This is a genomic window from Ruminococcus bromii, from assembly GCF_928721825.1.
In the GTDB taxonomy this organism is placed as follows: Bacteria; Bacillota; Clostridia; order Oscillospirales; family Acutalibacteraceae; genus Ruminococcoides; species Ruminococcoides bromii.
Genome location: NZ_CAKMVP010000003.1, coordinates 469,324 through 484,227, shown reverse-complemented (window position 1 = coordinate 484,227; position 14,904 = coordinate 469,324). Strand labels below are relative to the sequence as shown.

The following is a 14,904-nucleotide window of genomic DNA, read 5'->3' as shown; positions in this document are numbered from 1 at the left end:
ATTTGATTGAAAAACAAAAAGATTGTTCCGATTATTGTATCTGTAATAGCTATGTTAACCGTTATCTGCATAAGCTCATTAACAAGAGAAAAACCGCCGAAAAAGCAGAATGATATCAACAATATTGCAGCTTTATCATCAAAGGCAACAGCCGACACACCCGAAAGTGATGAAGAAATGCGTGGCGTGTGGGTATCATATATGGAGCTTTCTATGGAAAATGAAAGCTCAAAAACACAAAAAGCATTTGAAGATAAATTTACCGAAATAGCACAAAAATGCCGTGAAAGCGGTTTCAACACGCTTATTGTACAGGTACGCCCCTTTTGTGACGCATTATATAAGTCAAACTATTTTCCATGGTCACATATTCTCACGGGTACGCAGGGTGAAAATCCTCAATATGACGCACTGCAAATTATGTGTGATATATGCAAAGAAAATAATTTAAAAATTCACGCATGGATAAATCCGTACAGAGTCAGTTCAAATGAAACTCCGAGTAAACTTTCAGACAACAATCCTTACATAAAGAATTCCGAAATAGGTATAAAAACCGATAACGGAATTTTTCTTGATCCGTCAAATGAAACTGCACAACAGCTTATTTGCGATGGTGTAAAGGAAATTGCGGAAAATTATGATGTTGACGGGATTCAATTTGACGACTACTTCTACCCTACTGAGGATGAAAGCTTTGATAAAAAGCAGTATCAGGCTTATATTGAAAAATACGGTAAAGAAAACTGTATGAGCCTTGATAATTGGCGAATGCAAAATGTAAATACGCTGATTTGTAAGGTTTACAGAACAATAAAAAGTGTGGATTCGTCAGTTGAGTTCGGCATATCACCGCAAGGAAATATAGGTAACAATGACGGATTGTATGCCGATGTAAAATCGTGGTGTACCTGTAAAGGCTTTGCAGATTACATCTGTCCGCAAATTTACTTTAGCCTTGAAAACCCAGCTCTGACTTTTGAAGACTGCCTTGACAGCTGGACATCTCTTGATTTTGACGAAAATGTAAAACTGTATGTAGGTCTTGGCGGTTATAAGGCAGGAAACGGCGAATATGACGAAGAAACATGGCTTTTAAGTGACAGTATTCTTGCCGATGAATACGATATTTTGCGTAACAACAAATCTGTCAGGGGCTTTATGCTTTACAGCTATAGTTGTCTTGAGGATAATACTGCAAAAAAAGAGATTAATAATCTGATTAACGCTTTAAACTAATTCAGCATCGCAGTAGTCATTAAATGATTTTGTAATTTTCACATCAATAATTTTACCGCAAAGACTTGTATCTTCGGAATTAATATGAACAGGCGTGTAGTTCTTTGTGTAACCCTCAAGATAACCGTGACGAAGTCTTTCAACGAGAACAGATTCACAAAGGCCAACCTGATCTTTAAGAAATTCCCTTCTGGTTTCATCGCAGACCTGCTCCATAATTTTGGCTCTCTGCTCTTTGATTTGCGGATCAATTTGATTTGGTGCTTTATCGGCAACAGTGCCTTTGCGGCGTGAATACGGGAAGATATGCACCTTTGCAAAGCCGATTGACTTTACAAAATTAAGAGATGCGTTGAAATCTTCCTCTGTTTCACCGGCAAATCCAACCATTACATCGGTTGTCATAGAACTGTTTTCAAAAGCGTTTCTGAGATTTGTAACAATTTCAGCGTATTCTGAACAATTGTAGTGACGGTTCATTGCTTTGAGTGTATTATCGCAACCGCTTTGTAGTGAAAGATGAAACTGCGGACAGAACTTTGGCTGTGCGGCAAGACGGGCAATCATTTCTTTATCCATTCTTTCGGGTTCGATTGAACCGAGTCTTACACGGTCGATTCCGTCAACTGAACAAGCACATTCTACAGCATCAGCAAGGTCAAAATCTTCGTCAAGACCGTAGGCGGAAAGGTTAATACCAACGAGAACAACCTCACGGTAACCGTTTGCGGCAACCTGAATAAGCTCTGCCTTTAAATCTTCAAGAGATTTTGAACGCACTCTGCCCCTTGCATACGGAATAATGCAGTAAGAACAAAATCTGTTGCAGCCGTCCTCAATTTTAATGAAAGCTCTTGTATGCTCTCCGAGTGACGATACGGAAAGGTTTTCGTATTTTTCGCCTTTTCCGATATGCTCTGTTATATGAACAAACTTCTGTTTTTCTTCGAGAAACTTGTAAATTGAAGGAACGAGTTCTGCTCTCTTTGCATTGCCGAGAACGATATCGCAATTTGAAAAGTTCTCGCTTTCATCGGGAAAAGCCTGCGGCATACAGCCGGTAAGAATAACAATTCCGTCAGGATTTTCACGGCGGACACGGTTTAGAATCTTGCGGTTTTTTGCATCACTTACGGATGTTACCGTACAGCTGTTTACGATTGTTATGTCAGCCCTGTCCCTGTCATCCGAGAGAAGAAAACCGTTTTTCAGCATATCTTCACGCATTGCCTGTGACTCATACTGATTAACCTTGCAGCCGAGTGTTATTATATTAAAATTCATTTAATAATCATCCTTTTTTAGGTAAATAGTTGAAATTGCAAAAATTCATCAATTTATTGTTGATTTTAACAAATATCAATGATAAAATATAGACAAGTTAAACAATGGAGGTGAGATCTTGTTTTCTGTACCGGTTTCAATAAAAGATAAAAAAGAAATGATCGATATGTTTGAAACTCTTGCTCACTTTCCGGATACAGTAATGATGCTTAGAAACGGCGATAATACCGTTGACGCTCATTCTTTGATGGGTTTTTTTACAATTGATGAAAAAATGCCGATTGAGCTTCTTCTTGAATCTGAGCCTGACGATAATCTCAAACAGGCCATTTCAAAATTCGCATTTGTTAACGCATAAATAATATAATATTACATATTGTTAAGCCCTATGACCAAAGTCATAGGGCCTTTTTGTTCGTCTTTATTAAGAATTTTTATCGACAACATGGAACTTTTTAAGGTTTCCTGTCTTCTCGCTTCTCTTGTCAAGCTCGGTAAGAACATCCTCGAGCGGAATACCAAGCTTTACCATCATAACTGTGAGATGATAGATAAGGTCTGCAATTTCATAAACAGTTTCGCTGTTGTCATCGTTCTTTGCCGCAATGATTGTTTCACTGCACTCCTCGCCTACTTTTTTAAGAATCTTGTCAATTCCTTTATCAAGAAGGTAACAAGTGTATGAACCCTCTTTTGGATTATCTCGTCTGTTTTCTACTGTAGCATAAAGTGCTTCAAGAACTTCTCTGTCGTTCATATTAAAATTCTCCTCATTTTAATTTTTTAAAAAAGCAGGAATGATTTCCCGTGTGGCAGGCCGCACCTGTCTGTTCAACTGTGATGAGCAATGTATCGTCATCGCAGTCGGCATATATATCAATTACCTTTTGTAAATGACCTGATGTTGCACCCTTGTTCCAAAGCTCCTGACGGCTTCTTGACCAGAACCATGTGTAACCGGTTTCAAAAGTTTTTTGCATACTTTCACGGTTCATATATGCAAGCATAAGTACCTCACCCGTTGACTTTTCCTGAATAATTGCGGGAATAAGTTCGGATTTTACAAAATATTTATCAAGATCCATAATTACCTCAGATTTTATTTGTTACTTCAATCGCCTGTTTCAAATCAAGCGAACCTGTATAGATAGCCTTGCCGCAGATTGCACCGTAGACATCGAGTTCTGCAAGATTTATGATATCCTTGAGAACTGCAACACCGCCGCTTGCGATAATATTACAGCTGACTTCGTGAGCAAGATCATCAAGCTGTTTAAGGTTAGGACCTGCAAGAGTACCGTCCTGATCAATGTCTGTGAACACAATAGTCTTTACTCCGACATCTTCCATACGCTTTGCAAGCTCAATGTAGTTGATTTCCGAATTATCAATCCAACCTTCTGCACGAACCATGCCGTCCTTTGCATCAATGCCAACTACAATTCTCTCACCGTATTCTTTTACGGCATCAATAACAAGCTGCTGGTTTTTAACTGCGGCTGAACCGAGAATAACACGGTTTATTCCTCTTGAAAGATAATATTCAACCGCTTTCATATCACGGATTCCTCCGCCGACCTCAACAGAAAGTCCCGAGGCTTTTGCAACATCCGCAATAAGATCGGCATTAACAAGCTTTGCGTCTTTTGCACCGTCAAGGTCAACCATATGCATCCACTCTGCACCTGCGTCAGCAAAGCCCTGAGCGGCAATATACGGGGACTCTGCTACCTTCTGAACGGTTGCATAATCACCCTTGAAAAGACGGACGCAATTGCCGTCTTTTATGTCAATAGCGGGTAAAATAATCATTATAACACTCCTTTAGTAGAAAGAAGTACATTTGAAGAATTTTGCTTTACTGCAAGACGGAGTGCGTGTGCGCAAGCCTTGTACAAAGCCTCTGTGATATGGTGAGAGTTTTCACCGTAAACAGATTTGAGGTGAAGTGTGATTTGTGCGTTAAATGCAAACGCACGCATAAATTCTACTGTCATTGAACAGTCATAACCGCCGCATCTTTCCTGCGGAAAATCAGCGTCGAATACAAGATAAGGTCTGCCACTGATGTCAACAGATGCAAACGCAAGCGCTTCGTCCATAGGAACATAAAAACTGCCAAATCTTTCAATTGACTCTTTGGTTGAAAGAGCCTCTGCAAATGCTTTGCCGAGAACTATACCTGTGTCTTCAACGGTGTGGTGTTCGTCAATATAGAGGTCGCCTTTTACCGAAACCTCAAGTCCGAACCTGCCGTGAGTGGCAAACGAATTGAGCATATGGTCAAAAAAGCCTATGCCTGTATCAATTTTGATATCGCCGCCGTCAAGATTAAGTTTTAGCTTTATGTCGGTTTCCTTCGTTTTACGCTCAACATATGCACTGCGCATATAATCACCTCGATAAATAAGTTTTAATGCAACTTATCAGTTCTTCATTTTCTTCTTCTGTGCCAACGGAAATTCTGATGTAATCACCCATAAAACGGATTACAATTGAATTGTCCTTGAGATAGTTCCACAAGTCTTTGCCGAATGATGTTTTAACAAAAACAAAGTTTGCACAACTGTTGTAAACCTTAAAATCATCGGAAAGAGCGGACAACTCCAATAAGTCATTATACAGCTTTTCTCTGTTTCTGACAATTGTTTTTTGTCTGTTTTTGAGATAATCTTTATTTTTATATATTATACTGCCGACAACCTGAGAAAATGTGTTCACATTGTACGGAGATTTTACCGCTTTTACAGCTCTTGAAATTGTTTCATTGGCAACGGCAAAACCGAGTCTGAGTGCCGCTGAGCCTACTGCCTTTGATGCGGTTCTGAAAATAATGAGATTTGAATACTTTTCAACCTCATTTATAAGACTCTGATCCCAGAAATCCATATATGCTTCATCAAGAATTACAAGTGCATTTACGCTTGTAACAAGTCTGCGTGCATCTTCGGCGGTCATACCCTGGCCTGTCGGATTGCATGGGTTTGAAAAGAGCAAAAGCTTGATATTGTCACGGTTTACCTTTTCAATAAGTGCGTCAGTATCAATTGTAAGATCGTCAGATTTGATAAAGGTGTCACATTCAACCTCACAGATTGATGAATAGAATTTGTACATTGAAAAATCGGGAGCAACACAAAGCATCCTGTCCCCTTTTTCCATAAATGCGGCTTCAATCAAAAAGATAAGTTCATCTGAGCCGTTACCTGCGGTTACATATTTTGGATTGATTCCGTAATAATCCGCAAAAGCCGTAACAACCTTTTCCGCAAGCGGATCGGGATAGCGGTTGAAATCAATTGTATCAATTGCATTTTTGATTTCTTCTTTGATGAAATCGGGATAATTTTCGGGACATTCGTTTGCATCAAGTCGAATTTTATATGTACCGCTGATTGGTTCATACGGTTCAAGTTCACGAATTTTTTTGTTTAATTCATAAGACATTGCATAACTTCCATTCTTATTTCATATCAAAACGCACTTTAATTGAATTTGCGTGTGCTGTAAGTCCTTCTGTTTCTGCAAAGCGAACTACATCTTCGGCATCTTTTCTCAAAGCGTCTTCCGTATAGTAAATAAAGCTTGATTTCTTTACAAAGCTGTCTACCGAAAGAGGTGAGAAAAATCTTGCCGTGCCGCTTGTCGGAAGAACATGGTTAGGACCTGCAAAATAGTCGCCCAGAGGCTCGGGACTGTAGTTGCCGAGAAATACAGAGCCTGCATTATCAAGCTTGCCGACATACTCCATTGGGTTTTCACAACAAACCTCAAGATGTTCGGGAGCAAGCTCGTTAGCAAATTCAATCGCCTGTGACATATCACTGCATACGATAATTGCACCGAAATTGTCAACCGATGAACGGATAATATCTTTTCTTGAAAGAGCGGTCATCTGCTTTTCAAGCTCTGTTTCAGTTTCTTTGGCAAGCTCTTCGCAGTCGGTAAGCAGAATTGCAGATGCAAGCCTGTCATGCTCTGCCTGACTCATAAGGTCTGCGGCAAGGAATTTTGGATTTGCAGACTTATCGGCAATGATGAGTATTTCACTCGGACCGGCAATCATATCAATGTCAACTGTTCCGTAAAGAAGTTTTTTTGCTGTTGCAACAAAGATGTTGCCGGGTCCTACGATTTTATCAACCTTTGGTACGGTTTCTGTACCGTATGCAAGTGCGGCTACTGCTTGTGCACCGCCCATAAGGAAGATTCTGTCAACACCTGCTACCTTTGCGGCGGCGATGATATTCGGATTCGGTGTACCGTCCTTCTGCGGAGGTGTACACATAATAATCTCCTCAACACCTGCAATTTTGGCGGGAACTGCGTTCATAAGAACTGATGAGGGATATGCGGCTGTGCCGCCCGGAACATAGATACCTACTCTTTTAAGGCCTCTGATTCTCTGCCCCATCATTACACCGTTATTCTTTGTTGTGAGCCAGCTCTGCTGAACCTGTCTTTTATGGAAGTCTGCAATATTTGCGGCTGCCTTTTTGATTGTTTCAAGATAATCCTTATCGCATTTTTCAATAAGGCTGTCGATTTCATCGGAAGTGATTTCTACCTTTTCAGGTGCTTTTCCGTCAAATTTAACGGTATATTCCTTTACGGCTTTGTCACCGTTCTCTGCAACATTTTCGATGATTTCCGAAACAATCGGAACTACATTTTTATCTGAATTCTGCGCTCTCTTTTTGAGCAAATCAATAAATTCATATTCGTTTTTTCCGTCTGCTACAACAGTTGTAATCATTTTGTGACAGCCTCCAGTTTCTTCTGCAATTCTTCAATTTCAGCCTTGCGCAGTTTTAGACTTGCCGTATTGGCAATAAGTCTTGCCGAAATATTACATACCCATTCAATTACTTCAAGTCCGTTAGCCTTGAGCGTTGAACCTGTTTCTACTATATCTACAATACCGTCTGCAAGACCTACAAGAGGAGCAAGTTCAACGGAACCCTCAATCTTAATAATTCTTACATCCATATCTTTATCGTCAAAAAAAGCTCTGGTTACATTCGGATACTTTGTTGCGATAGTTTTTGTATTGTAACCGCTGTAAAAATCAGTATCTTTTTTTGTTGCAAGGGCAAAACGGCATTTGCCGAAGCCCAAATCGAGCAGTTCATAAAAAGATGAACCGTTTTCAAGAATTGTGTCCTTGCCAACGACACCAAGGTCACACACACCGTGCTCAACATATGTAATTACATCTGCGGCTTTCGCAAGCACAACTTCAAAATCATTGTTACCGATCGGAAAAATAAGCCTTCTTCCCTTGTTTTTTACTTCATCACAATTATATCCGATTTTTTCAAGAAGTTCGATTGTAGTCTTTTCAAGTCTGCCCTTTGTCAGAGCAATTCTTAATGGTTTCATATTTAATCCTTTCCGACAGCTTGATTATACTATTTCTACTTTAGCTATTCCTCTTGATTTTGCAAACTGTTCTGTTTCTTCAAGAGTTTCAAGTACGCTGAACTGTGCCTTTATTTCCTTTTCATTAAGCTCGTCAACATATCTGAGAGCCTTCATTTCATGTCCGTTTTCTGCAAAAACGAGTACATCGGGATTATCTGAATAATTTACATTATCATCGGAAAGATGTTTCATTGTAATTGCGTCTGTATCAATTGCAAAGCCTGCCGCACCCATCGGAGCGTCAAATTCGCTGAGAAGATCGTCATATCTTCCTCCCGAAATAACAGCGTCACCGATTCCGTTAATATACCCTGAAAATACGATTCCCGTATAGTAATCGTTTCTCTGAACAAGTCCGAGGTCGATGATAAGCTTGTTGCCGAGTTCAAGCACGGAAAGTTCTTTATAGATTGAGTGGAGATAATCAAGAGCGTTTTCGGCACCTGTACCCTTGCAAATTGCGTACGCCTCGTCAAACACTTCTTCACCGCCGAAAAGCGACGGGAGTGAACGGATTGCAGAAACAGTTTTGCAAGGCTCAAGCCTGTCAAGAAGGTTATTAAGCGCCGAATAATTTTTACTTTCGATTGACACTCTTATTTTTTCTTTGTAATCGTTATCAATATCGAGTTCTTTTGAAAGAGCATTGAATACTTCGGCGTGTCCGAGTTCAATTCTGAAATCATCGGCAACGGCTGAAATGCTCTTTATTGCCGATGTAAGAATTTCAAGGTCTGCCCTCTTTCCTTTTGCACCGAGAAGCTCAACACCCATTTGGAGAAATTCGTTTCTTCTTCCTGCAAGTGACGGATTGCTGCGATACACCGCCTGCTTGTAATAAAGACGAACAGGAAGTGTGTTGTTTTTCAGTCTTGTAGAAACCATTCTTGCAATCGGCAGAGTGGAGTCAGGACGGGCAACAAGAAGTCTGCCCTTGTTGTCGGTTGTCTTAAACATTGATTCCTGCGAGATTCCGCTTGACGGAATTGAAAAGACATCATAAAATTCAAGGGCAGGAGTTATTACCCTTTTAAATCCGCCTTTTACAAATACCTTTTCAATGCTTGTGCAGATATAATCCATAGCGGAACATTCGGCAAAAAGAAAATCTTTTGTTCCCTCGGGAGTAATTTTCAAATTTTTCTTCATAATTACCTCTCAAAACGCTTTAGTGTGTTAATATGGTAATATATTAACACACTAAACTTGATTTGTCAACACCAATAAGATAAAACGGGAAATTTTCAGTTATTCATCTGAATTTTCCAAAGAATCGTCTTCGCCGTTTGTTTTGGTTCGGTTGATGAATTTCATAATTTTTTCTCTATGCTGCATTTCTTTTTCTTCACGAAGCTTTTTCTGCTCTGCGGCAATTTTGGTGTAGTTAAGCACCTCGAAATCAAGTGCTTCCTGAGCAATTTTGCCCTTTGATTCAATTCTGTTTTTAACTCTTTTACCTACAAGAGCATAGATTACGGCATAAATCGGCGTTCCGAGAATAAGTCCGAGCACACCAAACATTCCTCCGCCAACGATAACGCTGAACAGTACCCAGAAGCTTGAAAGACCGACCTGACTGCCGATAATCTTCGGCTTGAAAAGGTTGCCGTCAAGCTGTTGGATGATTACGATAATGATTACAAAAATAATCATATCAATAGGATCAATCAGGAAAAGGATAAACGCACTCGGAATTGCTCCGATAAACGGACCGAAGAACGGAATGATATTTGTTACACCTATAAGCACAGCTATAAGCGGAGCATAAGGTAATTGAAAAATTGACATTGTGATGAATGTAAGGATTCCGAGAAAAGCGGCGTCAATAATATCGCCAACGAGAAAACGACCGCATTTTGTATCTGTAATATCAATTATTTCATAGATTTTCGGGAGATACTTTATCGGAATAAAAGCAACCGCAAGTTTTTTTATTTGATAACAAAGGGTTTCCTTTGCTGCAAGAAAGTAAACGGAAATAACGATTCCAAGCAGGAAGTTATACACACCGTTACACATTGACATAATGGCGTTGAACACAGCATTTGTTGAATTTCCGAGGAAGCTTGTGATATTACCTGCTGAAATAAAGTTAGTGATATACTTGAAAAAGTTATTTATTACTTCGCTTGCGTCAATTTCCATACTGAATGTATGGTTAATCCAATGAACAACTGTCTTTGTCATATCTGAAAGAACTCCGCCGTATTGCGGCAGGCTGTTGATAAGACTGAACAGGCTGGCTGCAATTTGAGGAACTACAATAGATATGATGATTACAAAAATTGCCACAACAATTGCGTATGTTATGATAAGTGCAAGGGGTTTTCTGAAGTTAGCAAGGAATTTCCGCTTTCGCCCCATTCTGCCGAAAACTTTTGTGTAGAAAAATTTGTAGGGGTAGTTGAGAATATAGGCAAAAAGAAATCCGATTGCAAACGGAGTAATTATGCCTGTTATCCAACCGAGAGCCGACCACAAAACATTCATATTGTCTTTTACAAGTAAAAGAAATACCGTAAATGAAATGCAAATCAGCAGAGTTTTTAGCGAAAGCAGTTTTTTCATTTAAACAACTCCTTAAAATAACGACATCTGTGAGCTTTCCGGCAAATTATTGAGGACTCCGACGTCTTTCAGCGTTTCAATAACAGCCTTTGTAACCTTTGTTTTTATCTGCATATCTTCAATAGAAAGATATTCTGTATGCTTGCCTGTTTCGGCAAGTGAATCTGCAGCAGCACCGCCTACACCCGGTAACGATGAAAACGGAAGCCTGATTTTACCGTCCTCCACCTTGAACATTTTTGCCTCGGATTTATAGATATCAACAGGAAGAAATTCAATTTTTCTTGCCATCATTTCGTTGACAATCTGCAAGGTCTGATACTCTGCTTCATCCTTGGCGGTTGCTTCGTGAACACTTTGCTTTTGCTTTATGTTGTTCATCTTGTCACGGACAGCCTTGTGTCCCTGCATGGCAATTGCACCGTCAAGATTTTCACTTCGTACGGTAAAATATGCAGCGTAGTACTCAACGGGCTTATGAACCTTGTACCAGCCGAGTCTGAGCGTAGCAATCATATAAGCCGCGGCATGAGCCTTTGGGAACATATACTTGATTTTCATACACGAATCAATGTACCATTCCGGAACATTGTGTTCACGCATGGCCTTGAAGTGTTCTTCCGTAAGAAGTTTTGTTGCGTTACCTTTACGGACAATCTCCATTATTTTGAATGCCATACCGGGCTCAAGACCTTTGTGCATAAGATAGGTCATAATCGAGTCACGAGTACCGATTACTTCCGAAATTGTGCAGGTACCGTTATGAATAAGCTCCTGAGCGTTACCGAGCCATACATCGGTACCGTGCGAAAGACCGGCAATCTGTAAAAGGTCGGTAAAGGTTTTGGGCTGGGCCTCAACAAGCATTCCTCTTACGAAAGCCGTGCCGCATTCAGGAAGACTGAAAGTACCTGTTTTTGAGTCGATATCCTCCTCAGTAACTCCGAGTGCTTTCGGAGAAGTAAACAGCGACATAACCTCGGGATCGCTCATTGAAACCTTCATTACGGGGATACCTGTGTAGAGTTCAAGATAATGATAGATTGTCGGAACATCGTGTCCAAGCTCATCAAGTTTTGTGATTGTATCATGAATTGAATGGAAGTCGAAGTGGGTTGTAATGTTATCTGAGTTCACATCATTTGCAGGATGCTGAACAGGGCAGAAATCGTAAACATCGTTTGTTCTCGGCACAACAACCATACCGCCGGGGTGCTGACCAGTGGTTCTCTTAACACCCGTACAGCCGATTGCAAGACGCTTTTCCTCAGCCTTGTGCATTACAAGACCTCGTTCCTGTGCGTACTTTTTTACAAAACCAAGGGCTGTTTTTTCGGCTACGGTAGAAATTGTTCCCGCTTTGAACACATTGTTTTTGCCGAAGAGCTCTTCCGTGTAACGGTGGGATTTTGACTGATACTCACCGCTGAAGTTAAGGTCGATATCAGGTACTTTGTCGCCTTTAAAGCCAAGGAATGTTTCAAACGGAATTTCGTGACCGTCCTGATCCATAAGAGTACCGCATTCGGGACAGTTTTTGGGCGGCATATCAAAGCCTGAGCCGTAGCTGCCGTCTGTGATAAACTCACTGTGTTTACAGTTTGGGCATACATAGTGCGGACAAAGCGGATTAACCTCAGAAATACCTGACATAGTAGCCACGAACGATGAACCTACAGATCCTCTTGAACCGACAAGATAGCCGTGTGCTTCACTGTCTGCAACAAGCTTTTGAGCAGTCATATAAAGCACGGAGAATCCGTAGGTTGTTATTGAATTAAGCTCCTTGTCAAGTCTTGCCTTTACGATTTCAGGCAATGGATCACCGTATTTCTCTTTTGCTCTTTTCCATGTAATGTCAATAAGCTGTTCTTGCGCACCCTCAATGTTAGGCGGAAATGTTCCCTTTGGAATAGGTCTGATATATTCGCACATATCGGCAATTTTGTTTGGGTTCTCCACAACATACTCATATGCTTTATCTTTTCCGAGCCACTCAAATTCCTTGAGCATTTCGGCGGTTGTTCTGAAATAAAGCGGAGCTTGCTGATCAGCATCCTTATATCCCTGACCTGCCATAAGAATTTTTCTGAATTCAGAGTCAGTCGGATCCATAAAATGAACGTCGCAGGTTGCGCATACCGGTTTGCCGAGTTCTTTAGCAAGCCTAATAATTGTGGAGTCGATTTTGTGAAGCTCGTCAACAGAATCAAATCTGCCGTCACGAATCATAAAGCTGTTGTTGCCTGCAGGCTGAATTTCAAGATAATCATAGAATGATGCAATCTGCTTGAGTTCGCCCCACGGCTTGCCATCAAGAATTGCCATGTAAAGCTGACCTGCACAACAAGCAGAACCGATAATGAGTCCATCTCGGTACTTTACAAGCTCGCTTTTGGGGATTCTCGGCTTTTTATAGAAATAATTAAGATGACTGTAAGAAATAAGTCTGTATAGATTTTTTAGACCGGTTTTATTCTTTACAAGAATAATTTGATGATAGGTTGGGAGCTTTTTAAAATCTCCGCCTGCTATCTTTGTGTTAATGTCATTGGTTTTTGTTATGCCGAAATCATCTGTAAGCCGTCGGCAAAGGGTTATAAAAATTTTTGCGAGCATTTCGGCATCGTCGGTTGCTCTGTGGTGATTGAACTCACCAAGTCTTAAAAATTTTGCAACGGTGTCAAGCTTGCAGTTCTTTATATCGGTGAGAATTGCTCTTGAAATTGCAACCGTATCAATTGAAGTGTAGTTATACTCCCTTCCCATATCTTCACAGGCTTTTGCAATGAATGATGTATCAAACGGTGCGTTGTGTGCAACAAGAACATTATCACCGGCAAACTCCAAAAATGCACTGACAGCCTCGCTCTGTGAAGGAGCGTCCTTTACCATTTCATCGGTAATTCCTGTAAGCTGAGTAATTTTCTGCGGAATCGGCATTTCGGGATTCACAAAAGTTGAGAATTTATCGGTAATTATACCGTTTTCAACCTTTACTGCGCCGATTTCGGTAATCTTGTCACGGGCGGCTGAAAGACCTGTTGTTTCTATATCAAAGCAGATGAATGTGCCGTCAAAACCTGTGTCGGCATCACCTTTTACGGACTCTACAAGGTCATCCATAAAGTATGCCTCAACACCGTAGATGACTTTTATTTTTTCTTCGTCCTTATTGATTTTGTCTGCGGCCTTCATTGCGTCGGGGAACGCCTGTGCGACACCGTGGTCTGTAATCGCAACTGCCTTGTGTCCCCACTGATAAGCACGGTTTACAAGGTCACCTGCCGATGTCACGGCGTCCATCTGTGACATATTTGTATGCATATGAAGCTCAACACGCTTTTTCTCGGCATTATCAACCACCTTGACTTTTTGGGCAGTGCCGACCGAGCGGGCATTGACAACAAGCTCACCTGCGTATTTATCGTATTCAACATCGCCCTGAACAACAATTGTGTCGCCCTTTTTGATGTTGTCAATTACGGCTGATTCTTTAATTGAATTGAATATCTTAGCGGTTGTTGAACCTGTGTAATCGGTTATGTCGATAGTGAAAATATTTTTGTCACCGCTTTTAGTAACTTTCTTTTCAATATCAAATACATCACCCCATACAACGATTCTTCCCGAATCACCTGAAATTGATGAAATTGGAATCATCTTTCCTCTAATCGACCTTCCGTATAAAGGACGGATTGAGGATTGAACAATCTGAGGAGTTGAGAATTTACCCTCACGAATTTCAATTTCGGCAGTAGTGTTTTCAGCGTGTGTTTCTTCCCTTTGTTTTGCAGTTTCAGCCTCTTCCTGATAGAATTCAGCAGCTTTTTGAAGATTTTCCCGATTGATTTTCTCCTGAGCGTTCTGAATTGCCGCTTTGTATTCTTCGTTGTTTTCTTCAACCTCAAATGTACCTGTATAAATTACGGAAATGTGAAGGTTAAACTCTTCGTAAATCTGCTTTACGAGCGCCTTATCAAAACCTTTACTGTCAAGAAGTGTTTTTCCGCCGTTGAGAAGATTGATTGTCAGAGTATTGTTTTCAAACTTAACCTCGGCATTGTTGAGAGTTCCGTTAATGCTTGGAATATCTCGCCTTACAGCTGCGTAGAGCTGGGGAAAATAATCGGCAGAAAACAACTCTGTCGGAAAATGCGGCTTGATTACGGCGTGGTATGCAAGAACCTTTGTGATACTTTTTTCGGCTTCAAAAAGCAAATCACGACCGATAAGTTCGCTGAAATTAACTGACAAAATTATTAAACGGGATTGTTTATTGATATCAAGTTGTGTCAATTCTCCCTTTGAAGCCTGTTGCGGCAGATTTATGCCAAACTGGGAGGAAAAGACTTCTCCTAATGTTTTCATATATTTCCTTCTGCTTTT

The 14,904-nt window shown here is 40.5% G+C and carries 13 protein-coding genes; 2 read left to right on the top strand and 11 right to left on the bottom strand.

What is annotated here, in order from left to right:
- Nucleotides 1-6 precede the first annotated feature (6 nt).
- Complete coding sequence (locus QDI94_RS02560) at nucleotides 7-1,239, top strand: glycoside hydrolase family 10 protein (protein ID WP_278866860.1); 1,233 nt, start codon at nucleotides 7-9, stop codon at nucleotides 1,237-1,239.
- Here the strand turns inward: QDI94_RS02560 and mtaB are convergent.
- Entirely contained in the window at nucleotides 1,231-2,523 is a 1,293-nt protein-coding gene (gene mtaB / locus QDI94_RS02555; protein WP_278866858.1) for a tRNA (N(6)-L-threonylcarbamoyladenosine(37)-C(2))-methylthiotransferase MtaB, read from the bottom strand. The two genes, QDI94_RS02560 and mtaB, sit on opposite strands and share 9 nt — an antisense overlap.
- 118 nt (nucleotides 2,524-2,641) lie before the next feature.
- On the opposite strand from mtaB, the gene QDI94_RS02550 reads away from it, so the two are divergent.
- Nucleotides 2,642-2,881 carry a hypothetical protein gene (locus QDI94_RS02550; protein WP_101028465.1) on the top strand — a complete coding sequence of 80 codons (240 nt, stop codon included), beginning with the start codon at nucleotides 2,642-2,644 and terminating at the stop codon, nucleotides 2,879-2,881.
- Between the two features lie 66 nt (nucleotides 2,882-2,947).
- On the opposite strand, the gene hisE is transcribed toward QDI94_RS02550, so the two are convergent.
- From hisE to QDI94_RS02500, 10 genes are all read right to left on the bottom strand, one after another.
- Nucleotides 2,948-3,280 carry a phosphoribosyl-ATP diphosphatase gene (gene hisE, locus QDI94_RS02545; RefSeq protein ID WP_176790220.1) on the bottom strand — a complete coding sequence of 111 codons (333 nt, stop codon included), beginning with the start codon at nucleotides 3,278-3,280 and terminating at the stop codon, nucleotides 2,948-2,950.
- Between the two features lie 13 nt (nucleotides 3,281-3,293).
- Nucleotides 3,294-3,608 carry a phosphoribosyl-AMP cyclohydrolase gene (gene hisI, locus QDI94_RS02540; protein ID WP_015523877.1) on the bottom strand — a complete coding sequence of 105 codons (315 nt, stop codon included), beginning with the start codon at nucleotides 3,606-3,608 and terminating at the stop codon, nucleotides 3,294-3,296.
- A 7-nt stretch (nucleotides 3,609-3,615) separates the two neighbouring features.
- Nucleotides 3,616-4,335 carry a 1-(5-phosphoribosyl)-5-[(5-phosphoribosylamino)methylideneamino]imidazole-4-carboxamide isomerase gene (hisA, locus tag QDI94_RS02535; RefSeq protein ID WP_278866853.1) on the bottom strand — a complete coding sequence of 240 codons (720 nt, stop codon included), beginning with the start codon at nucleotides 4,333-4,335 and terminating at the stop codon, nucleotides 3,616-3,618.
- Nucleotides 4,335-4,913, bottom strand: coding sequence for an imidazoleglycerol-phosphate dehydratase HisB (gene hisB / locus QDI94_RS02530; protein WP_278866851.1), 579 nt, complete (start codon nucleotides 4,911-4,913; stop codon nucleotides 4,335-4,337). Before hisB ends, hisA begins: the two co-directional genes overlap by 1 nt.
- Nucleotides 4,914-4,917: 4 nt before the next feature.
- Complete coding sequence (gene hisC, locus QDI94_RS02525; RefSeq protein WP_278866849.1) at nucleotides 4,918-5,970, bottom strand: histidinol-phosphate transaminase; 1,053 nt, start codon at nucleotides 5,968-5,970, stop codon at nucleotides 4,918-4,920.
- A gap of 16 nt (nucleotides 5,971-5,986) precedes the next feature.
- On the bottom strand, nucleotides 5,987-7,279 hold the full coding sequence (gene hisD, locus QDI94_RS02520; RefSeq protein ID WP_101028462.1) for a histidinol dehydrogenase: 1,293 nt from the start codon (nucleotides 7,277-7,279) through the stop codon (nucleotides 5,987-5,989).
- Entirely contained in the window at nucleotides 7,276-7,905 is a 630-nt protein-coding gene (gene hisG, locus QDI94_RS02515; protein WP_278866846.1) for an ATP phosphoribosyltransferase, read from the bottom strand. The genes hisD and hisG overlap by 4 nt, the downstream gene beginning before the upstream one ends.
- 24 nt (nucleotides 7,906-7,929) lie before the next feature.
- Entirely contained in the window at nucleotides 7,930-9,096 is a 1,167-nt protein-coding gene (gene hisZ / locus QDI94_RS02510; protein ID WP_278866845.1) for an ATP phosphoribosyltransferase regulatory subunit, read from the bottom strand.
- 99 nt (nucleotides 9,097-9,195) lie between these two features.
- A complete protein-coding gene (locus tag QDI94_RS02505) occupies nucleotides 9,196-10,515 on the bottom strand; it encodes an AI-2E family transporter (protein ID WP_101028460.1) in 1,320 nt (439 codons plus the stop codon).
- Nucleotides 10,516-10,527: 12 nt separating this feature from the next.
- Entirely contained in the window at nucleotides 10,528-14,886 is a 4,359-nt protein-coding gene (locus tag QDI94_RS02500; RefSeq protein ID WP_278866844.1) for a PolC-type DNA polymerase III, read from the bottom strand.
- Between the last annotated feature and the right edge of the window lie 18 nt (nucleotides 14,887-14,904).